Consider the following 21,068-nt stretch of genomic DNA (forward strand, 5'->3'; position numbering starts at 1 on the left):
CTGAAAATGAGCCCCAAAGCTGTGCCAGGGGCAAGTTTTTGGGCCCTGGGCTTGCCTCCAGCCCAAATCCCCTTACCTTTGTGAAACCATTAGCCGCTACGCCAGTCGCGGTTATCATTGCGAGAGTAGCTCAGTTGGTAGAGCGCGACCTTGCCAAGGTCGAGGTCGCGAGTTCGAACCTCGTCTCCCGCTCTAAGTTCGAAAAAAGACGTTGCCCACCGGCAACGTCTTTTTTGTTTTACTCCTCCCCATGGCCGCCACGCGCAAATGCCTCAGCACCGATGACGAGTTCCGGCAGGCGGTGGCCGAAAGTTTGTCCATCCGGCAAGTGCTGGGCCGCATCGGGCTGGTGCCCGCAGGCGGCAACTACAAAACGGTGCACGCCCGGATTCAGCAACTGGGGTTAGACATGAGCCACTTCACCGGGGCGGGCTGGAATACTGGACTGCGCTATCGGAGCTTTGGTCGCAAGGCCACGCTGGAAGAAATTATGGTGGAAAATTCGCCATACAATTTCACGCATGGTTTGAGAAAGCAGTTATTGGCAGAAGGCATCAAATCTGATAATTGCGAAGTCTGTGGCTTGAATACTTGGCAGGGCCAACCGATGCCATTGGAGCTACACCACGCCAATGGTGTAAATAACGACCACCGTTTGGCAAATTTGCAGTTACTTTGTCCCAATTGCCACGCCCTGACCAATAACTACCGCGGTAAGAATCAAAAAAATAAAATATAACGCCGGAGTGGTGGAATGGTATACACGAGGGACTTAAAATCCCTTGCCTTCACGGGCTTACGGGTTCGAGCCCCGTCTCCGGTACAACGCAAAGCCCCGCTTCCCGCCCGGAAGTGAGGCTTTGTCGTTAGAATATAGGGCCCCGGAGAGCAGGCGTTCTTATTATTTGACTATAGGGGCGGGTGCGCAGGGTGAGGGGTTGTATCTTTGGGTACCAGCCTAGTGTTTTAACGGGAAATAATTGTATGGCCACCGCTCCGCTTGCCCCGTTGCCCCTCGCCGAAGAGCAGCGCTTGCAAGCGCTGCGGCCGTACCAGTTGCTGAATACGATGCGGGACGAGACGTTTTCGGAGTTGGTACGCCTGGCGGCCAAGCTCTTCAACGTGCCCATCGGTATTGTGGCGTTTGTGGACGAAGAGGAAGTGAGCCTGGGCCTCAACTACGGGCTGGAGCCGGGCGTAGACCTAGTGAACCGGGGCGAAACCCTGTGCTCGGTGGCCCTGCTGAGGGAGGAAACCACCATTTTTGAAAACCTGTACGAGCACCCCTGTGACCTAATTAGCCCCTTCTTGGTGAATCGGTTGCACCTGGGCTTCTACGCCGGCCACACGCTGCGCACCGCGGCTGGCTACCCCATCGGCGTGCTCTGCGTGATTGGCAACGAGCCCCGCACGTTCAGCGCGGCCGAGTCGGAGCTGCTGGCGCGCCTGGCCACCGTGGTGATGGGCCTGCTTGACCTGCGCCTGCACCTGCTGCAACAGCCCGCTTGGAACCAGCAGCTGTGGGAGGCCATCTACGCCCGCATCGAGAGTTCGGTGACGCGCCTGGAAACCCTGGGGGCCCTGGCCGGCTGGGAGGAGGCCGACGGGCCCAACGCCCAGGCCTACCAGGCCTCCGCCCGCGAGGAAAGCCTGCGGATAATTACGGTGCTGACGGAGCAAATGCAGGCCTTGCGCACCTGACGCGGCTGGGGCCCCGGGCCGCTGGTGTAATTTGCGGCCCTACTCACGCCCTTGCCTATGTTGCCCACGCCTCCCGCTGCTGCCCCCACGCCACCCGATTACCCCGCCCTCATCCAGCGGGTGTTCACCGAAATGGGCAAGGTGGTGATTGGCCAGCAGGTGCTGGTGGGGCGGCTGCTAATTGGGCTGTTCACGGGCGGGCACATCCTGCTCGAAGGCGTGCCGGGGCTAGCCAAGACATTGGCCGTGTCCACATTGGCCAAGGTGCTGAACCTGCACTTCCAGCGGGTGCAATTCACGCCCGACCTGCTGCCGTCCGACCTCGTGGGCACCATGATTTATAACCAGGGGCAGTCGGTGTTCGAGGTGAAGAAGGGTCCCATCTTCGCCAACTTGGTGCTGGCCGACGAAATCAACCGCTCGCCGGCCAAGGTGCAGAGTGCCCTGCTCGAAGCCATGCAGGAGGGCCAGGTCACCATCGGCGAAATTACTTACCGCCTCGACCGGCCGTTTCTGGTGCTGGCCACCCAAAACCCGGTGGAGCAGGAGGGCACCTACCCGCTCCCCGAGGCCCAGGTCGACCGCTTCATGCTGAAGGTGCACGTCGATTACCTCAAGAAGGCCGACGAGCTGGAAGTGATGCGCCGCATGGCCAACCTGAGCTTCCAGGAAGACGTGCAGCCGGTGCTGACGGCCGCTGACATCCAAGGCATTCGCCAGCAAATCAACCAGGTGCAGATTTCCGAAACGCTCGAGAAGTACATCATCGAGCTGGTGTTTGCCACCCGCCGCCCGGCCGACTACGACCTGCCCGACTTCGCGCAGGCCGTGCAGTTTGGGGCCAGCCCGCGGGCCAGCATTGCCCTGCACCGCGCCGCCAAGGCCGTGGCCTACCTGGCCGGCCGCGACTACGTGCTGCCCGAAGACATCAAGGACGTGGCCGCCGACGTGCTCAACCACCGCATCCTGCTAACTTATGAGGCGGAGGCCGACGGCATCCGCACTCAGGATTTAATCGAGGCCATCTTGGGTAAAGTGCCCATCAGCAGCTAGCGTTAGTCAACCAAAAGTGAAAAAATAAAAGCCCCGCCAAGTACTTGGCGGGGCTTTCTAGTGCTGGGCAGGGCCCCAGGGCCCTATTGCAGTGTAATGGGTAAACTGGCCGATTGGCTGCCGGCCTGCACGCGCACCGTGTAGATACCGGGGGCGAGGCTGCCCACGTCGAGCAAGGCCTGGGTGCCAGCGGGGGCCAGGGCAACGGTGCGGGCCTGCACCTGCTGGCCGAGGGCGTTGTACAGGACCACGGCGGCGGTGCGGGCCCCGGCCACGGCGGGCAGGCTGAGGGTGAAGGCCCGGCTGGCCGGGTTCGGGAACGCGGCCAGCACGCCGGCGCCTAGGGCGTTGCGCGTGGCCGTGGGCACCCCGGTGGTGAAGGTGGTGGAGGCCGCCGTGGCCGTGCCGCCGCCGCAGTTGCCCACCACCGATACGGTGTAGGCCGTGCCGCCGGTGAGGCCGGTGAGCAGCACCGGCGAGGCCGTGGGTGCTGGCGCCACGGTGCGGGCCGTGCCCCCGGTGGGCGTGTAGGTCACGGTGTAGCTGGTGTTACCGCTGCCGGCCGTGAAGGCCACCGTGGCCGTGGTGGCCCCGGTGGGCATGGCGCTGAGGGCCGTCACGGGTGCGCAGGGGGCCCCAGGGCCCAGCGTTACATCAATGGCCAGGCGTGAGCTGATGCTCCCCAGGCTGCTGATGTCGGCCCAAGTGGTGCCATCGGTGGTGAGGTAAAACGTGGCGGGGCGCAGCAGCGGCACCTCGTTCTGGTAGCCCAGCCCAATGTTGTCGGCGCCGATGGTGCGCACGCCCACGAAGAACTTCCCGCTGACCGGCGTGCTGGGAATGGCCACTGCATCGGGGCCCCCAGCGGCGGGCCGGGGCCGGGTGGGCGACGTATACAGCGCCGCCCCGGGCTGGCCTGCGGCCGTGGCTCCGTACACCACTACCTGGTACGTAGAGCCAGTTGCGCCCGTGCCCACAAAAGTGGGCGTGACGGTGGTGAGCACGGCCGAACCAACCTGGTAGCCCACGGCCAGCACGCTGCCCGCCGTGGTCAGGCCCGCGCCCAAAGTTGGGTCGGCCGTGAGGAAGCTTAGGTCAGAGGCCGACAGCGTTTGGGTAACGGCCTGCGACAGGACCGGGGTGGTGGCCGTGGCCGGCACCGTTATCGTCAGGGTGTTGGTGCCGCTGGTGGCCGTAATGGGAAAGGCCGGGAACGTGACTAGCACCGCCGCACCGGGCGCCAGCGAGGCCACGGTCTGCGTGTTGATGAACGAGGTGGTGCCGCTCACGGTCAGCGTTACCGGCAGGTTGGTGAGGGTGGTGTTCGAGTAGTTAACCACGCCCGCCTGCGTGGCCAGGGGCGAGGCGTAGGTTGCGGCCTTGCCCAGCGTGTACACGGCTACGGCCAGGAGCGTGGCCGTGAAGCGGTAGGTACGGCCCAGGTCGGGGGGCACGTCGGCGCGGTAGTTGTGCGTGTAGAGGATGTTGGTGCCGTCGTTGGCGTAGTAGCCGGTGCGGAACGTGGCGGTTGACCAGGCGTTGTTCGAGTTTATTTTCTCTGCCAGCACCGTTTGGCCATCGTTCCGCCCCGAACCCTTGATGCCTACTACCAAAAAGCGGGCAGTAGCGGTACCCGTGCTCGCCACCGTGGGCCCATATACGAACTCAATGTTGTTGGTGCCTTCGTAGAGCTTGAGTTGGAAGCTGAGGCTGGCGTACTGGGTGGGGTAGGTAGCGGCTTTGTCCTGCACGTTTTTCCACTGCACGGTGCACACGCGGTTGGGCTGCGTACCTGTGGTAACTACCCGGTATTCGGTACCGCCAGCGGCCGCACCGGGGGCCAAGTCAACGTTAAACGGGGCCAGTATGTTGACGTCGGCCGGGTTCTGGCTGAGGATGGGGTCGGCGATGTTGGCCGTCTCGCTCAGGAACAGGGCCGCCGCCGAGGGTGCGTTGGCCCCCAGCCGCACGAAGCCGTTGGTGTTCAGTACGAATTGTGTGAACGCCGTGCCGTTAAAATTAAACGTGAACCCAATGTTCTGGGCTGCCGAGTTGGCGTCGTCGGTGTTGGCCGTGGCAATGGCCGTGCCCGCCGTGCCCAGGTCGGCGTAGGTGCCGGCCACGTTGGCGGCTGAGGCCGGGGTATAAGCAATGGACTGGGCCCGGGCCCCTAGGGCTGGCAGCAGGGCCAGCGCCAGTAGCCCCCGCCGGAACCAAGCGGGCGCGGCGGCAAAGAGTAGCGGTTTCAGCATAAGAAATGATAGGAAAAATGTGAAAATTACGCCTCTGGCTAAAGGTAAGCGAAACGTACGTCCCGCTATGCTAAGCCCCAGATAATTGACTGCGAGCCGCTAACGCCATCGGGCCTCGGCGCCCGGGGCCCAGTTGACGGCAGTGGGCCCCTGACTAGCGCAGCTGCCGCTTGTAGAGCTGTACGGTGTTTTCCAAGCCAAGGTACAGCGCGTCGGCCACCAGCGCGTGCCCAATGCTCACCTCATCCAGCTCCGGCAGCTGCTGGTGCAGGTAAGCCAGGTTGTCGAGGTCGAGGTCGTGGCCGGCGTTCACGCCCAGGCCCAGGTGGCCGGCGTGGGCGGCGGCGGCGCGGTAGGGCCCCACGGCGGCCTCGCGGCCGGCGGCGTACTGCCGGGCGTAGGCCTCGGTGTAGAGCTCGATGCGGTCGGTGCCAGTGGCGGCGGCCGCGTCTACGAGGGTCAGGTCGGTGTCGAGGAAAATGCTGACGCGGCTGCCGTGGGCGTGCAGCTCGGCCACCACGTCGCGCAAAAATGCTTGGTACAAAATCGTGTCCCAGCCCGCGTTGGACGTCACGGCGTCGGGCGCGTCGGGCACCAGCGTCACCTGGGCGGGGCGCACCGCGCGCACCAGGGCCAGGAAATCGGGCGTGGGGTTGCCCTCCACGTTCAGCTCGGTGGTCACGGTGGTGCGCAGGTCGTGCACGTCCTGGTAGCGGATGTGGCGCTCGTCGGGCCGCGGGTGCACCGTGATGCCCTCGGCTCCGAAACGCTCGATGTCGCGGGCGGCTTGCAGCAAGTCGGGGCGGGCGCGCGGTCCCCGGGCGTTGCGCAGGGTGGCAATTTTGTTGATGTTGACGCTGAGCTTAGTCATAAGGAGGCAAGGTATATTGCTGGCAAAAGACTCGGCCGCGAAGGTCGGGTAGTTCTTTCTCCCAACACAACCGGCGGCCGGCCCCGGCGTTTGCCGCTTTGCCCATTTTTTCATGACCGTAGCTTTCCCCATTACCCCGCGCCTGCGCCCGCTGCTGCTATTTGCCGGGTTGGCGCTGGCCATTGTGGCCACCGAGCACGCCATCACCACGCGGGCCATTTTCTACCAGCACCCCGCGCTGCCGGTGGCCGTGGTGTTCGACTTGCTAGTGGTGGTGCCGGCGCTGTTCTACTGGCTGGTGGTGCGGCGCTACGGCTTACCCCTCAGTACCGTAGGGGCCGCGGTGGGGGCGTGCTTGGCGCTGGCTTTTTGGCTGCTGCCCGCCAGCCGGCAGCAGCCCCTGCGGGCCCTGGCCTTCCTGCCCGCGCTGCTGGAAGGCGCGGCGCTGCTGGCTGCCGCGGCCCGCGCCCGGCGCCTATGGCGGGCCTACCACGCTGCCCGGGAGCAGCTGAGCTGGGGCCCCAGCCTGGGCCTGGCTTTGGAGCAGGTGCTGGGCTTGCCGGGCGTCGTACTAGTGGCCGAAGCTACCATGCTGCGCTACGCCGTGCTGGGCTGGTGGGCCCCGGTGGAGGCGCGCCCGGCCCACGCCGCCTTCAGCGGCCACTGTGAGTCGGGCTTCGTGGCGCTGATGGCGACGGCCGGCTTCCTCACGCTCATCGAAACCGCCGCGGCGCACCTGGTGGTGGGCCACTGGCACCCCGTGGCGGCCAACTGGCTCACGTTTTTAAGCCTGTACACCGTGTTGCTGCTGGTGGCCCATACCCACGCCGTGCGGCTGTGCCCGCTGCTGCTGGGGCCCCAGGCGCTGGTGGTGCGCGTGGGTTTTGCCTGGCAAGTGGCGGTGCCCCGTGCCGCGGTGGTGGCCGCGGCCATCAGCGAAGCCCCGGCGCCCGCGGCCGATACCCTGAACGCGGCCAAGGTGCTGCTGGCCAGCCCCAACGTGCTGCTCACGTTTGCCGCGCCCGTGGTGGTGGCGGGGCCCTACGGCACGCGCCGCACCGTGCGCCGGCTGGCGCTGTACCTCGACCAGCCCCAGGAGTTTATAGGGGCCCTGGCGGGCAGCGCCAGCGCCTAAAGTAGCTGCCGGCCCGCTACGGCGTAATTTTGCGCCAGCACGTGGGGCCCCGGGCCCCGTTCGCCCACCCTCATCCCAATTCCCTGGCCATGCCCCTCAAAGAAACCCTCGACGCCGCCATCAAGCAAGCCATGCTGGCCAAAGACAAGGTGCGCCTCACCGCGCTCCGCTCCCTCAAGTCGCAAATCATGCTGGCCGAAACCGCCGAAGGGGCTCAAGGCGCCGCCCTCACGCCCGATGCCGAGCTGAAGCTCCTCAACAAAGCCGCCAAGCAGCGCCGCGATGCCGCCGCCATCTACAAAGAGCAGTTCCGCTCCGACCTCGAAGGCAACGAGCTGGCCGAGCTGGCCGTCATCGAAGAATACCTGCCCCAGCAGCTCACCGAGGCTGATTTGGTCGAGCGCCTCGTGCACATTATCCAGCGCGTAGGGGCCCAGGGGCCGTCTGATTTGGGCAAGGTAATGGGCGTGGCCGCCCGCGAGCTAAGCGGCCAGGCCGACGGCAAAATGATTTCGCAAGTCGTGAGCAATCTGCTGAATAATACCAATCAGTAGGTAAATTAGTAGTTTGTGGATGAGTGAGTTAGTAAATGAAATCGTCATGCTGAGCGCAGCCCAAGCATCTCTCCCGCAGCAGCAAACCAATCGATTGGACTAGTTGGGCAGTAGAGATGCTTCGACTCCGCTCCGCTGCGCTCAGCATGACGGCCCCATTTACTCACTCGCCACCTCATTCACCCATTCATCGACTCACCGAATCACTCCTTAAAAAATGACGGCCCTCGACTTGCTCCTGCTACTTGTGCTTGGCGTGGGGGCCGTGAAAGGGTTCCGGCGCGGGCTGGTGCTGGAGGTGGCCTCGCTGCTGGCCTTCGTGCTGGCCGTGGTGGGGGGTATTAGCCTGCTTACGGCCACAGTACCGGTGGTGCGGCACTACGTGGGCGAAGCCTACGGACTGCTGCCGATTGTCTCGTTTGCGCTGGTGTTTGGGCTGATACTGTGGGGCGTGCACTGGCTGGGCGGTTTGCTGAAGACTGCCTTGCACCTCACCCCGCTGGGCTTCCTGGATAGCCTGCTGGGCGGAGCCGCGGGCCTGCTGAAGTGGCTGCTCGGCTTGAGCCTGCTGCTGCACGGCACTGGCCTGGCCGGGCTGCCGCTGCTGGGGCCCCAAGTGGTGGCCGGCTCGCAGGTGCTGCCCGTGGTGCGGCAGGCCACGCCGCTGGCCCTGCGCACCACGGCCTACGTGCTGCCCGTGGCCAAGGGCCTGCTCACGCGCATGAAAACCGCGTTTACAAAGAATTGAAAAATGTGGGGATGTGAAGATGTGGAAATTGAAAAAGCGGCGGTTTGAAAGTGCAGAAAGCACAGCGGTTAGAGCTAAATTCGGACACCTGCCGCATCGCACACATTTTCACATTTTGCATATCTTTTAATTCATCACATTTGAAAAAGCTACTGCTGCTCGACAACTTCGATTCCTTCACCCACACCCTGGCCGACTACCTGCGCCAGCTGGGGGCTGAGGTGGTGGTACGCCGCAACGACGTGCCCCTGGCCGAGCTGCAACAAACGGCCTGGGACGGCATCGTACTCTCGCCGGGGCCCGGCGTGCCGGCGGCGGCAGGCGTCATGCCGGCCGTCATTGCCCACTACCACGCGCGGGTGCCCATGCTGGGCGTGTGCCTGGGCCACCAGGCGCTGGGCGAGTTTTTCGGGGCCGAGCTGGGGCGGGCTGCCCGGCCCATGCACGGCAAGGTGTCGGACGTGGCCTGGGCCCCGGGGGCGGCGCTGGCGGCGGGCCTGCCGGCCGTCACGCCCGCCACGCGCTACCACTCGCTGGTGCTGCGCGAGCCGCTACCCCCGGCGCTAGTGGCACTGGCCCGCACCACCGGGGCCCCCGGCCCGCCCGAGCTGATGGCCCTGCGCCACGCCACGTGGCCGCTGTTTGGGGTGCAGTTTCACCCCGAAGCCCTGCTGACGCCCGACGGCCGGGCGATGTTGGCCAATTGGCTGCGGTTTTGTAACATTGCGAAACCCGTACCCCCCGCGGCCGGTTAGTATATTTCCATGGAACTGCAGACCCACCACCGCCAAGGCTACGAGTACGTCGACGAAGGCGAGGGTCCCGTGCTGCTCCTGCTGCACGGCTTGTTTGGGGCTCTCAGCAACTGGGCCGACGTAGTGGACGCCTTTCGGCCAGGCTACCGGGTGCTCATTCCGCTGCTGCCCATCTACGACATGCCGCTGGCGCAGGCTGGCGTGCCGGGCCTGGCGCGCTACGTCGAAGGCTTCGTGGCGGCGCTGGAGTTGCCGCCGGCCTTCGCGGTGCTTGGCAACTCGCTGGGCGGGCACGTAGCCTTGGTATACACCCTCGACAACCCGGCCCGGGTGAGCCGGCTGGTGCTCACGGGTAGCAGCGGCTTGTTTGAGGACGGTATGGGCGGCTCGTTTCCCAAGCGCGGCAACTACGGCTTCGTGCAAGAGCGGGTGGCCTACACCTTTTATAATCCCGCGGTAGCTACCAAGGAGCTCGTTGATGAGATTTTTCGCATCACCAACTCCAATTCTAAGTGCCTGCGCATCATTGCCATTGCGCGTTCGGCCCAGCGCCACAACCTCACCAAGGAGCTGCACCGCATCCAGGTGCCGGTGCTGCTGGTGTGGGGCCTGAACGATACCATCACCCCGCCGCCGGTGGCCCACGATTTTGCCCGCCTGCTGCCCGCGGCCGAGCTGGCCTTCCTCGACCACTGCGGCCACGCCCCGATGATGGAGCGCCCCGCCGGTTTCAATGCCTACTTGCGCCGGTTCTTGCGAAAGACTGAGCCGCATCCCGCCGTTTTGGCCTGACGCGCCGGCCCGGCGCAATTTTTGCCGGTGGGGTCCTCAGGGCCCCGTGGCCCGGGCCTCCACTGACTTTCCCGCTTACCACTTCCCCAACTATCGCTACCGACTGAATACAGGTTGCCCTATTCCCGTTTTCTCATCTTACGTGCGTCCGCCCCGGCGCCGCGTTTTTTCGCCCCGCCCGCCCATGCAAGCCATGCTCGCTGAAGATTTACTCAACGAAATGATTCCGCCCCTCAAGGGCACCGACTCGCTGGGCAAAGCCGCCCGGTGGCTCGACGAATTTCGGGTGGGCCAGTTGCCGGTGCTGGCCGAGCGCCAGTACTGCGGCCTGGTAACGGAGGCCGATCTGGCCGACTTTGAAGACCCCAACACGCTACTTTCCGAACTTACGCTGGGTTTTCGTGAAACATTCGTGCGGCCCGACCAGCACTTTTTTCGGGTGGTGGAGCTAGCTATTGAAAACAAGCTCCAGCTGGTACCGGTGGTGGACGACGACGACACCTACGTGGGCGTGGTGACGGTAGCCGACGCGCTGGCCGCCTTCGGGCCCCAAACGTCGGCCCCCGGCCAGGGCGGCATCATTGTGCTCAGCATGGCCGAGCGCGATTACTCACTCTCGCAAATCAGCCGCTACGTGGAGGAAAACAAGGCCAAGATTGTCAACGCCCATACCATGCCCGACGAGCAGGACCCGTACCGCATCCGCCTCACCCTGAAGCTGAACACCGACAACCTGGCCCGCATCGTGGCCACGCTCGAGCGATTTGGCTACGTGGTGACGGCCCAGTTCAGCGGCGCCGGCGAGGTGAGTGAGGACGAGCAGGAGCGCTACGACGGCCTGCTGCGCTACCTGAGCGTGTAGCGAGAAACGGGTGCTGGGCGTTCTATTGTTTTTGCTGGGGTGGCTGGCCAGTCCGGGGCCCGCCCTGGCCGACACGTTGCCCCTACGTGCTACCCGCGCCCTGCCCCCCGTGGTGGCTCCCACCGATACGCTGGTGCGCATTTTGCCCTGCGAGGGGGCCCCGGCCCGGGCGCGGGTGGCAGTGGTGCTGCTAGTGGGCAACCGCGTGACGCGCGAACGCACCTTAAGGGCCGAGCTAAACATCCGCGAGGGCGATACCCTCAACCTGGCCGACCTGCCTGCCCGCCTCGAAGCCAACCGCCGCCGGTTGTTTAACCTCCAGCTTTTCCACACGGTGCTGGTGCAGGCCAGTTGCCAGGGCAACGGCCAGCTAGTGCTGCTGTTTGTGGTGCAGGAGCGGCTATATACGTTTCCGGTGCCCATCTTTTCCATCGCCGACCGCAACTTCCGCGCTTGGCTCGACCGGCCCGACCGCTGGCGGCGGCTCGACTACGGCATCCATTTGGTACGCAACAATTTCCGGGGCCGCAACGAGCAGCTAACGGCCAACTTGCAATTGGGGTTTAACCCCAAGTACGAAGTGTTTTACGAAGCCCCCGGCCTGGGCCGCACCCGCCGCGTGGGCGTGGGCGGCGGCTTTTCTTTTTCCCAGAGCCGCTCCGTCGATTTCCGCACCCTTGGCGACCGCCTGCAAGCCTACCGCGCCGACGACGCCTACCCCATCCAGCGGCTCTATGCCTCAGGGGGCCTGCGCTTGCGCCACACGGTGCAGTTCCTCACCGCCCTCGACGCCTCGTACCACCGCGAGCAGATTCTGGATTCGGTGAACTTCGACAACCCCAACTATTTCCTGGGCCGCACCGCGCGCGAGTTCCTCGATTTTAGCCTCGTCAGCACACTCAACCAGCGCAATACCTTCGCCTATCCGCTCACCGGGCAATTTGCCCAGGGCTTGCTAGCGCACCGCGTCTTTCTAAACCCCGACCTGCCGGCCCTTACCACTCTGCGCTTGGTCTACGACCATTATTTTTCGCTCGGCCACCGCTTTTATTACGCGTTCGAGCTGAACGGACAAGTGCGCCTCACCAGGGCCCTGGCCTACGCCGATGCGCGCGCCCTGGGCAACGACGCCCTGGTGCGCGGCTACGACGCGTACGTCGTCGATGGCCGCCACTACGGCCTTGTGCAGCAGGGGCTGAGCTACCGGCTTTTCAACGCCAGCGAAATTCACTTGGCTGGCATCAATAATCCTAAAATCAACACCATTCCGCTGGTAGCCTACCTCAACCTGTTCGCCGACGCGGGCTACGTAGTGGCCCCCGGGGCCCCACCCGGCAACCAGCTGCCCAACCGCTTGCTGCGCTCAGCGGGCCTCGGTTTGCACTTGGTCACGTACTACGACCGGGTGTTCACCCTCGAATACACCCGAAACGGCCTGGGCCAAGCTGGGTATTTTTTTCGCAGCACCTTCCCCATCTGAAGCCGCCGCCGAGGCCCTGCGCCCCGCGAAGCAGCTCCAGGTGCGTTATTCGCATCACTTACCGTTTCCGACCACATGAAATTCGCCATCCTTGGCAAGCCCTTCGCAGAGGATGCCGCCCCGGCCATCCAAGCCCTTCTCGACGATTTGGCTGCCCGCCAGGCCGAAGTGCGCATCGTGGAGTCCTTTCGCACCTACCTGGACAACACCCTGCGCTTGCCCGCCAACACCACCAGTTTCCGGCGCGGCGACTCGCTGCGGGGCACCAATTTCGTGCTCAGCATCGGCGGCGACGGCACCTTGCTCGACACCGTGACCTACGTGGGGGCCCTGCAAATTCCTATTCTGGGCATCCACACCGGCCGGCTGGGTTTCTTGGCTACCGTCACCCCTGAGGGCATTGGCCAGGCCATCGACGCCCTATATAAAGGCCATTTCGTGTTTGATGACCGCAGCCTCATTCGCGTTGATACCGACCCGGACGTATTTGGCGGGCTGAACTTTGGGTTGAATGAATTTAGTATTTTAAAAGGAGACTCGGCTTCGATGATTGCCGTGCACACTTACATTGATGGTGAATATTTGAATTCCTACTGGGCTGATGGCCTTGTGGTAGCCACGCCCACCGGCTCCACGGGCTATTCGCTGAGTTGCGGGGGCCCTGTATTGGTTCCCCAAACCAACAATTTTATCATTGCGCCCGTATGCCCCCACAATCTGAACGTGCGGCCCCTCGTTGTGTCTAACCAAAGCGTGCTTTCCTTTGAAATTGAGGGTCGTAGCTCCAATTATATGCTTTCGCTCGACTCCCGCTCCATCTCTGTTGATGCGAATGTGCAGATGGCTGTGCGCCGCGAAAGCTTCTGCGCACGACTGGTCAAGCTAAATCACGTCAATTTTTTGAGTACGCTCCGCAGCAAACTGAATTGGGGACTCGACCGTCGCAACCCCAGTTCGGTGCTGGGTTAATAAGTTGCCGTAAGTCTAAAAATTGTCCATAAATTTTTTTAAGTTCCAAACAGTCTCTACTTTTGTAAATACCTGAGAGTCCGCTATTGGTACTTTTCCGCTTCGCCTTCGATCTACGCTATTCACTTTTGATGCCTTATGAAACATATCTTCACATATCCCACTGCTTTATTAGTGGGACTGGCGTTGCTCGGTTCTTCGCGGGCTGATGCGCAACAGTTCAACAAGCGCAAACAGTATAATTCGGTTGGCTTTAATATTAACGCCATGAATTATTTCGGTGACTTGGCTCCCCAGACAGGCTTTGCCAGTTTCCGATTTAACAACACCCGCCCCAACGTGGGTGTGACCTTGACCCGGCGCTTCTACCCGCGGGTGTCGGGCCGTTTGGGCCTGTCGTACGGCCGCATCAACGGCGACGACGCCACGGCGGCTAATGCCACTGATCAGAACGCCCGGTACCGCTACAATCGCAACGCCAACTTCCAAAACGACATTGTGGAGCTTTCCGGCGTAGTCATCATCGACCTCATTCAAAACCGCAACAACTTTTTGAAGCGCCCCGACTTCGTGCCGTACGTTTTCGCTGGTTTGGCGGGCTTTCATCACAACCCCAAAGGCCGCGACGCCAACGGCAACTACGTTCCTTTGCAACCGCTGGCCACGGAGGGTACGGATTACAGCCGCTTTCAGGTCGCTATTCCGTTCGGTGGTGGCGTGCGTTACCGCATCAACCGCAACTTTGACGCTAGCTTGGAGTTTGGTATTCGCAAAACCTTCACGGGTTTTTTGGATGACGTTAACGGCAATTATTTAGGAGCCACTGCCTTAGGTATTGCCCCTGGTACCCCAACGAGTGCCCTTACTGAAAAGCAGTACTTTGGCTACGGTGTTACCCGAAGCCATACAGGAGATTTTTCTAGCTTTGATAACGAAGGCAGTAAGCGCGGTCAAAATAAATCCGACTGGTACACCGTAACCGGCTTGTCGTTAAACTATATCTTGACGCCTCGTATCAAAAACCCAAAATTCCGCTAAGCAATCATGGCCCGCCATTGTTGGCCAGCGCTTAGTGCCTTATTCAGTTTAATGATAGTTAATGCATTTCGTTGCGCACTCCTCGTTTGCTTAGTGCAAGCAGGGAGTGCGTTTTTTTGCGCCTCGGCCCAAGCTCAGATTGAAACCCAACGTACCAGTGAATTGGGATTGGGCCTGGGTGTAACCAACTACCGGGGAGAAATCTCGCCGCAATACCAGTTTGGCAATAATCGCCCAGCTATCACTGCGTTTTACCGGCGCGACGTGTCGGCGCCGGTAACGTTGCGGGGAAGTTTCTTGGCGGGCTTGCTTCGGGCCAACGATGCCAACGTAACCGGCGAAGGAGGCGGTACGCCTCCCTTGCAGTCTTACCGGGACTCCAACATGAAAGGGAGCATATTGGAAGCGGCCGTGGCGATGGAATACAATTTCATTGATTACCGTTCCCGCAAGCAAAAAATCCATTTTACGCCTTACCTATTCGTGGGCGTGGGCGGCTATTACGCCAATACCCGCACCCAAACGGCTAACCCAATTCTAGGCCCGGACTATAACCGCTCAGGCGGACATTTTGGAGTTGCCATTCCAGCCGGAGCCGGACTGAAATATGCTTTGTCGCAACACATCAACCTAGGCCTGGAAGTAGGGGTGCGCAAAACTTTTAGCGACCAACTCGACAACTTGGGCGACCAAGACCCCTTGCTGGTTAACCCGTACGACAACGACTGGTATTATTACAGTGGCCTTAGCATTTCGTATACCTTTTATAAGGTGCGCTGCCCGCCACAATACAAAAACAATAAACAGTTGTTGAGGTAGTTTGATAACCACTGAAAAGCCCGCCACCGTGCCAAATATTAGCACAGTGGCGGGCTTTTATTGTGTGGAAGCAAGGGCCCCGGGGCCCCACATTGGTCCACCATCGCTGGCAGATGCAACCGTCTTCGTAACTTGCGGCCTCTTATATCAAAACCGCAACGATGACCGGCCGGGCCGAAATCGACTCTCTTAATATTCCCGCGCACGTGGCCGTCATTATGGACGGAAATGGCCGCTGGGCCAAGCAACGAGGTGGCCTTCGGGTGTTTGGGCACCAGAGTGCCATTACGGCTGTACGTGAAACCGTGGAAGAAGCCGCACAACTTGGGGTAAAATACTTGACACTGTACGCTTTCTCCACTGAGAATTGGAATCGCCCGGCGCTAGAAGTAATGGCCTTGATGCAGCTACTGGTGCATACCATTCGCCAAGAGACTCCGATTTTACTCAAGAACAGCATCCGCTTGCAGTCTATTGGCGACACGGGTAGTCTGCCGGCTGGTTGCCAGCGCGAGTTAGCTGAGGCCCAGGAGTTAACCAAAGGCGGTACCCGCATGACCTTGGTGCTGGCCCTGAGCTACAGTGGTCGTTGGGACTTGGCCCAGGCGGCGCGCCGCTTAGCGGTTGACGTAGCAGCCGGCCGGGTGCAACCCGCTGACGTGAGCGAAGCCAGTATCACGGGCTACCTCGCCACGGCGGGTATTCCTGACCCAGAACTACTTATCCGAACCAGCGGTGAGCAGCGCATCAGCAATTTCATGCTGTGGCAGTTGGCTTATACTGAGCTTTACATTACTGATTTGCTGTGGCCCGATTTTCGGCGTGAGCATTTGCAAGATGCCATTCGGGCGTACCAACGGCGCGAGCGCCGTTTTGGCAAAACCAGCGAGCAAATCGCTGTTTCCTAGTATTTTATTCAATTCATGATTTCAGTGCGTAATTTTTCTTGGTTTCTGCTGCTAGGGTGGTTGGTGATGGGAAGTTTGGGCGTGGCCCAGGCCCAGAGCCCGGGCGTGCGCCCGGCAGGGGGCGCTGATGAACCCAAAAAATACGTACTGGGCGGCATCACCGTGAGCGGCACCCGCTACCTCGACCCCAATACCCTCGTTGGCTTGTCGGGGTTGCGGATAGGCGATAACATTACCATTCCAGGTGAAGAAATTGGTAAAGCCATCCGTAAGCTTTGGGCCCAAGGCATTTTGGGTGACGTAAATGTGACCATCGCCCGGATCGAAGGCGACAAGATTTTCCTGGATTTTACTCTGAAAGAGCGGCCGCGCTTATCGAAATTCACATTCGATGGCATGAGCAAAGGCAAGACGGAGGAACTTACTAAAAAAATTGCCTTGATTCGGGGCAAGGTGGTTACCGACGCGTTATTGAATAACACCCGCGCTCAGGTGCGCAAATTCTTCGTTAATAAAGGCTACCTAGACACTAAGGTTAATATCCTACAAGTGCCGGACTCTTCGCTGTCCAATAGCGTGGCTTTGCGCATCAATGTGGATAAAGGCAACAAGGTCCGTATCCACGACATTACGTTTGAGGGCAACAAAGCCTTCTCGGACTATAAGCTGAAAGGCAAGCTGAAGAAAACTAAGGAGCGGAAGCCATATAAGTTCTTGACTTCTGGCAAATTCCAGCGGACGGAATATGAGGAGGATAAGAAGAAGCTGGTCGAGTTCTACAATGCCGAGGGTTACCGCGATGCCATTGTCGTGAGCGATACCTTGGTCCGTGACGACAAAGGATTGGCTTTGACTATCAAAGTGGATGAGGGCCCCAAGTACTACTTCCGCCACATCACTTGGAATGGCAACTATCTCTACGACGATAAAACGCTGTCGGGGGTATTGGGCATTAAATCAGGTAGCCCGTACAGCAAGGAAACGTTGGACAAGCGCCTGAATTACAATCCAACAGGCCAGGACGTTACGTCGCTTTACATGAACGACGGCTACCTGTTTTTTCAAATTGAACCGGTGGAGAAAAAGGTGGAGGGCGACTCAATTGATATCGAGATGCGCCTGACCGAAGGAGTGCAGGCTCACGTTAAGGAAATCAACATATCGGGCAATACCAAAACCAGCGACCACGTGGTGCGCCGGGCCATTCGGACGTTGCCCGGTGATAAATTCAACCGCGAGCTACTCATCCGCTCTAACCGCGAACTGGCCACATTAGGTTACTTTGATCCCGAAAAAGTAGGTATCAACCCTATCCCAAACCAGGCCGATGGCACGGTAGACATCAATTACACAGTGGTGGAGAAGCCTTCGGACCAAGTGACACTCTCGGGCGGCTGGGGCGGCTATGCTGGCTTCATCGGTACGGTGGGCTTGGTGTTCAACAACTTCTCGATGCGTAAAGCCAGCACGCTACGCAACTGGACGCCGGTACCCGCCGGCGATGGCCAGCGCTTGGCCCTGAACGTGCAAGCCAACGGCTTCCAGTACCAGGCTTACTCGCTCTCCTTCACGGAGCCGTGGTTGGGTGGCCGTCGTCCAAACTCGCTATCCTTCAGTCTGAACCGTAGCATTAGTCGCCTCGGCACTACGTTCGATGCCAATACGGGTAGCTTCATCAAAGTGAATAGCGCCACTGTGGGCTTGGGCCGCCAACTGCGGGTGCCGGATGACTATTTCACGCTGAGTAACTCGCTGTCGTACAGCCATTACCAGACACAGAACTATTCGCTGCTGACCACGGGCGCGGCCACTGGCACGTTCAACAACATTACCCTCAACACAACGCTTTCACGCAACAGCATCGACAACCCGACCTTCACGCGCCGGGGATCGTCGCTGAGCTTGAGCTTAAGCCTGACGCCGCCTTACTCCATCTTCCCGGGGGCCCACCCCGACGCCAACCAGTGGCTGGAATTCCATAAGTGGATGTTCGATGCTTCGTGGTTCACCCCCATCGTGGGCAAGCTGGTGCTGAACACCCGGGCTCACTTTGGTTTTCTGGGTTCGTACGGCACGCGTGACATTGGCCCATTTGAACGCTTCAAAATGGGTGGTGCCGGCCTGGGCTACAACGGCGGCGGCAACTTCATCGTGGGCACCGATTACATCGGCCTACGCGGTTACGACGACCCGAACGCTTCCTACGCCATTCCAACGGCGCAATCACAGCAGAACGGGGGCATCATCTACAATAAGTATGTGCTAGAGATGCGCTATCCCGTTAGCCTGAACCCCGCCGCGACGGTGTACGTGCTGGGCTTTGCCGAAGCCGGCAACTCGTTCGATACCTACAATAATTACAACCCTTACAAGTTGTACCGCTCGGTAGGCGTCGGGGCCCGCATTTTCATGTCGGCATTTGGTTTGCTAGGGTTTGACTTTGGCCACGGCTTCGACGCAGTGGTGCCGCTGCCCGGCGTGAATACCAAGCAAGACTTTAACCACTTCCACTTCATCATTGGCCAGCAGATCCGCTAGTTTGGCGGGCACTTAGCGGCCGCTTCCTTTGTTCGATGCGCATGAAAATAGGTTTTTGGGGCGTGTTGGTGGGGATGCTGCTGGCAGCCCCCGGGGCCCAGGCCCAGAAGTTCGGGTGGGTTGACTCGGAGTTCATCATGGCCAAAATGCCCGATTTTGCTAAGGCGCAGCAGGAACTGAATGCCTTGTCGACGACGTGGCAAAAGGAGATTGAAGCGCAGAAGAAGGACTTGGAACGCTTACAGCGTACCTACCACGACGAAGAAGTGGTGCTAACTGAGCAGATGAAGAAAAAGCGGCAGGACGAAATCTTGCTGAAAGAGCAAGAAGTAAAGGCCTACCAGAACAAGCAGTTTGGCTACGAAGGCCAACTTTTCAAGAAGCGCCAGGAATTGAATAAGCCAGTGCAGGATAAGGTATTCGAGGCGTGCGAAAAGGTGGCTAAGAAAAAACAGTTAGCCATGATCATCGATAAGGCTGGCGACTTGACTTTATTGTACACCAACCCGACCTACGACTATACCGAGTTTGTACTGGAGGAACTGGGCTTGGCCGCTGAAGACCGCAATCAGCCCGGCGTTAAGGGCCCCGTAAAGACGGTGACGCCGCCTAAAACCGCGGCGACCGACCCTACTTTCGAATCGGATTCGAGCACTCCTGACACGCCTGCCAAAGCTAAGCCGAGCCGTGCAGCTAGGAAGAGCCCAAAATAACTACCTTTGTATCTACACTTTCTCTGAAACTTTTCCCTTGATGAATCCCGTGAAAACCCTCCGCTTGACGTTGGCCGCCGCTCTGCTGACCGCTGGCACCCTGGCCGCTAATTCTGCGCAAGCCCAGGCCCCGCTCAAAATTGGCTACACCAGCGTGCAGTATGTGCTAAGCCAAATGCCCGAGAGCAAGCAAATTGAATCAAGTCTGAAGACCTACAACGAACAGTTGGCGGCGCAGATGAAAAGCAAATACACCGAGTACCAGGGTAAGCTGGACGCTTACCAAAAGAGCGCCAACACGATGACCGACGTGGTGAAGGCCGACAAAGAAAAAGAGTTAACCGGCTTGCAGCAGTCTATCCAGGAGTTTCAGCGTAGCGCTGAGCAGTCGTTGCAGCAGAAGCAGCAAAGCTTGTTGCGCCCGGCCCTTGATAAGCTGCAAAAGACAATTGATGACGTAGCCACCGAGAACGGTTATACTTACGTGTTGAACTCGGACGGTGATACCCCGACGCTGCTGCACGGCCCCAAAGAAGGAGATATCTCTGAAATCGTGCTGAAGAAAATGGGTATCACGCCTACCGCTCCAGCCCCGCTGAAATCGGGCCCGACTACGGGCGCTGCGACCATGCCCGCCGCCCCTGCGGCCGCCACCCCTGGCGTGAACAAGACTAAAACCAAAAGCAAGAAGTAAGCAACTCGTGCTTGCAAGTGCGAAAGGCCAGGGCGCAAGCCCTGGCCTTTTTGTTGGAATATTTTTCTGTTGCTATGACTGAAGCTGAACAGGGCCCTGAGATTGACGCCAACGATTCTGAAAGCGGTGACGAATTATATGAGCACCACCGCATTGTGGTGGACCGCGGCCAGGAGTTGTTGCGCATCGATAAATTTTTGTTGCACCGGCTGGGTAATACTTCACGTAATAAAGTGCAGGAGGCCATTCGGGCCGAGGCCGTGCAGGTAAACGGCCAGGTGGTAAAACCTAGCTACCGAATTAAGCCGCTCGATACCATCACGGTGACTCTATCTGAGCCGCCGCGTACGGGCAAAGTTTTGCCCGAACCCATGGATTTGGACATTCCTTACGAAGATGCCGACTTGCTTATTGTAAACAAGCCAGCGGGAATGGTGGTACATCCAGCCTTTGGGCATTGGGAGGGCACGCTTGTCAACGGCTTGGCGTACCACTTGGCCAACCTCCCCACGGGGCGCAACGGTGAGATTCGTCCGGGCCTGGTGCACCGCATCGATAAGGATACGTCCGGGCTGCTGGTGATTGGCAAGACGGAATTTGCCATGACGCACCTTTCGTTGCAGTTCTTCCACCACACCATTCGGCGGCGTTATCTGGCCCTGGTATGGGGGGCCCCCAAAGAAGCCAAAGGAACCGTCCGGGGCCATATTGGGCGGAGCGTGCGCGACCGCAAGGTGCAAGCGGTATACCCAGACGGTGAGCAAGGGAAATCGGCCGTAACGCACTACGAGGTGCTGCGCAGCTATGGGCCCGTATCGCTCATCAGCTGCGTGCTTGAAACCGGCCGTACCCACCAAATAAGGGCCCACATGCAGTATCTGGGCCACCCTTTATTCAACGACGCCACCTACGGTGGCAATCGCATTCGGGTGGGCCCCAACACCGCCAGCTACCGCGCCTTTGTGGAAAATACGTTCCAGTTGCTCCCACGGCAGGCCTTGCACGCCCAATCGTTGGGCTTTGTGCAACCCACTACGGGCCAGGAGGTGTTTTTTGAAGCAGAATTACCCCCTGATTTTGCTGCTGCATTGGCTAAATGGGAAACCTACGCTGCCCAGCAGTAGCTAGGCATTACGCACACAAAAGGGGCCCCGTCGCAGTATTGCAACGGGGCCTCTTCATTTAC

At 60.2% G+C, this 21,068-nt stretch carries 20 protein-coding genes and 2 tRNA genes; 20 read left to right on the forward strand and 2 right to left on the reverse strand.

Going from position 1 to position 21,068, the window contains the following annotated elements:
- Nucleotides 1–119 precede the first annotated feature (119 nt).
- From AXW84_RS02350 to AXW84_RS02370, 5 genes are all read left to right on the forward strand, one after another.
- A tRNA-Gly gene (locus tag AXW84_RS02350) sits at nt 120–192 on the forward strand.
- Between the two features lie 58 nt (nt 193–250).
- Nucleotides 251–739, forward strand: coding sequence for an HNH endonuclease (locus tag AXW84_RS02355; RefSeq protein WP_068228116.1), 489 nt, complete (start codon nt 251–253; stop codon nt 737–739).
- Between the two features lies 1 nt (nt 740).
- Nucleotides 741–823 (forward strand) — tRNA-Leu (locus tag AXW84_RS02360).
- Nucleotides 824–1,008: 185 nt separating this feature from the next.
- Entirely contained in the window at nt 1,009–1,701 is a 693-nt protein-coding gene (locus AXW84_RS02365; protein WP_162268240.1) for a GAF domain-containing protein, read from the forward strand.
- A 57-nt stretch (nt 1,702–1,758) separates the two neighbouring features.
- Nucleotides 1,759–2,754 carry an AAA family ATPase gene (locus AXW84_RS02370; RefSeq protein ID WP_068228122.1) on the forward strand — a complete coding sequence of 332 codons (996 nt, stop codon included), beginning with the start codon at nt 1,759–1,761 and terminating at the stop codon, nt 2,752–2,754.
- A gap of 83 nt (nt 2,755–2,837) precedes the next feature.
- Here the strand turns inward: AXW84_RS02370 and AXW84_RS02375 are convergent, their stop codons facing one another.
- Together AXW84_RS02375 and AXW84_RS02380 are read right to left on the reverse strand one after the other, a co-directional pair.
- Nucleotides 2,838–5,006, reverse strand: a complete 2,169-nt coding sequence (locus AXW84_RS02375) for a T9SS type A sorting domain-containing protein (protein ID WP_068228125.1) — start codon at nt 5,004–5,006, stop codon at nt 2,838–2,840.
- A gap of 154 nt (nt 5,007–5,160) precedes the next feature.
- Nucleotides 5,161–5,877, reverse strand: coding sequence for a pyridoxine 5'-phosphate synthase (locus AXW84_RS02380; RefSeq protein ID WP_068228127.1), 717 nt, complete (start codon nt 5,875–5,877; stop codon nt 5,161–5,163).
- 112 nt (nt 5,878–5,989) lie between these two features.
- On the opposite strand from AXW84_RS02380, the gene AXW84_RS02385 reads away from it, so the two are divergent.
- From AXW84_RS02385 to AXW84_RS02455, 15 genes are all read left to right on the forward strand, one after another.
- Nucleotides 5,990–7,012, forward strand: coding sequence for a hypothetical protein (locus tag AXW84_RS02385; RefSeq protein WP_068228129.1), 1,023 nt, complete (start codon nt 5,990–5,992; stop codon nt 7,010–7,012).
- Nucleotides 7,013–7,101: 89 nt separating this feature from the next.
- Nucleotides 7,102–7,566 (forward strand): GatB/YqeY domain-containing protein, encoded by a 465-nt coding sequence (locus AXW84_RS02390; RefSeq protein ID WP_068228131.1) that lies wholly within the window; start codon nt 7,102–7,104, stop codon nt 7,564–7,566.
- A gap of 217 nt (nt 7,567–7,783) precedes the next feature.
- Nucleotides 7,784–8,314, forward strand: coding sequence for a CvpA family protein (locus tag AXW84_RS02395; RefSeq protein ID WP_068228133.1), 531 nt, complete (start codon nt 7,784–7,786; stop codon nt 8,312–8,314).
- A 140-nt stretch (nt 8,315–8,454) separates the two neighbouring features.
- Nucleotides 8,455–9,069 carry an anthranilate synthase component II gene (locus tag AXW84_RS02400; RefSeq protein ID WP_068228136.1) on the forward strand — a complete coding sequence of 205 codons (615 nt, stop codon included), beginning with the start codon at nt 8,455–8,457 and terminating at the stop codon, nt 9,067–9,069.
- Between the two features lie 9 nt (nt 9,070–9,078).
- Nucleotides 9,079–9,861 carry an alpha/beta fold hydrolase gene (locus AXW84_RS02405; RefSeq protein WP_068228137.1) on the forward strand — a complete coding sequence of 261 codons (783 nt, stop codon included), beginning with the start codon at nt 9,079–9,081 and terminating at the stop codon, nt 9,859–9,861.
- Nucleotides 9,862–10,045: 184 nt separating this feature from the next.
- On the forward strand, nt 10,046–10,723 hold the full coding sequence (locus AXW84_RS02410; RefSeq protein WP_068228138.1) for a CBS domain-containing protein: 678 nt from the start codon (nt 10,046–10,048) through the stop codon (nt 10,721–10,723).
- Nucleotides 10,724–10,754: 31 nt separating this feature from the next.
- Nucleotides 10,755–12,203: a POTRA domain-containing protein gene (locus AXW84_RS02415; protein ID WP_068228144.1), complete on the forward strand. Its 1,449-nt coding sequence runs from the start codon at nt 10,755–10,757 to the stop codon at nt 12,201–12,203.
- A 75-nt stretch (nt 12,204–12,278) separates the two neighbouring features.
- Entirely contained in the window at nt 12,279–13,172 is an 894-nt protein-coding gene (locus AXW84_RS02420; RefSeq protein ID WP_068228146.1) for an NAD kinase, read from the forward strand.
- A gap of 138 nt (nt 13,173–13,310) precedes the next feature.
- Nucleotides 13,311–14,210, forward strand: coding sequence for a DUF6089 family protein (locus AXW84_RS02425; protein WP_071889791.1), 900 nt, complete (start codon nt 13,311–13,313; stop codon nt 14,208–14,210).
- A gap of 51 nt (nt 14,211–14,261) precedes the next feature.
- Nucleotides 14,262–15,029, forward strand: coding sequence for a type IX secretion system protein PorG (locus AXW84_RS02430; RefSeq protein WP_071889794.1), 768 nt, complete (start codon nt 14,262–14,264; stop codon nt 15,027–15,029).
- Between the two features lie 161 nt (nt 15,030–15,190).
- Nucleotides 15,191–15,937 (forward strand): isoprenyl transferase, encoded by a 747-nt coding sequence (locus tag AXW84_RS02435; protein ID WP_068228153.1) that lies wholly within the window; start codon nt 15,191–15,193, stop codon nt 15,935–15,937.
- 15 nt (nt 15,938–15,952) lie between these two features.
- Entirely contained in the window at nt 15,953–18,475 is a 2,523-nt protein-coding gene (gene bamA, locus AXW84_RS02440; protein ID WP_082773653.1) for an outer membrane protein assembly factor BamA, read from the forward strand.
- 41 nt (nt 18,476–18,516) lie between these two features.
- Nucleotides 18,517–19,188: an OmpH family outer membrane protein gene (locus AXW84_RS02445; protein WP_236943227.1), complete on the forward strand. Its 672-nt coding sequence runs from the start codon at nt 18,517–18,519 to the stop codon at nt 19,186–19,188.
- 49 nt (nt 19,189–19,237) lie between these two features.
- Nucleotides 19,238–19,882 (forward strand): OmpH family outer membrane protein, encoded by a 645-nt coding sequence (locus AXW84_RS02450; protein WP_236943228.1) that lies wholly within the window; start codon nt 19,238–19,240, stop codon nt 19,880–19,882.
- A gap of 74 nt (nt 19,883–19,956) precedes the next feature.
- On the forward strand, nt 19,957–21,006 hold the full coding sequence (locus tag AXW84_RS02455; protein ID WP_068228175.1) for an RluA family pseudouridine synthase: 1,050 nt from the start codon (nt 19,957–19,959) through the stop codon (nt 21,004–21,006).
- Nucleotides 21,007–21,068: the final 62 nt, after the last annotated feature.

Origin of the sequence: Hymenobacter sp. PAMC 26628 (genome assembly GCF_001562275.1) — a bacterium.
Lineage (GTDB): Bacteria > Bacteroidota > Bacteroidia > Cytophagales > Hymenobacteraceae > Hymenobacter.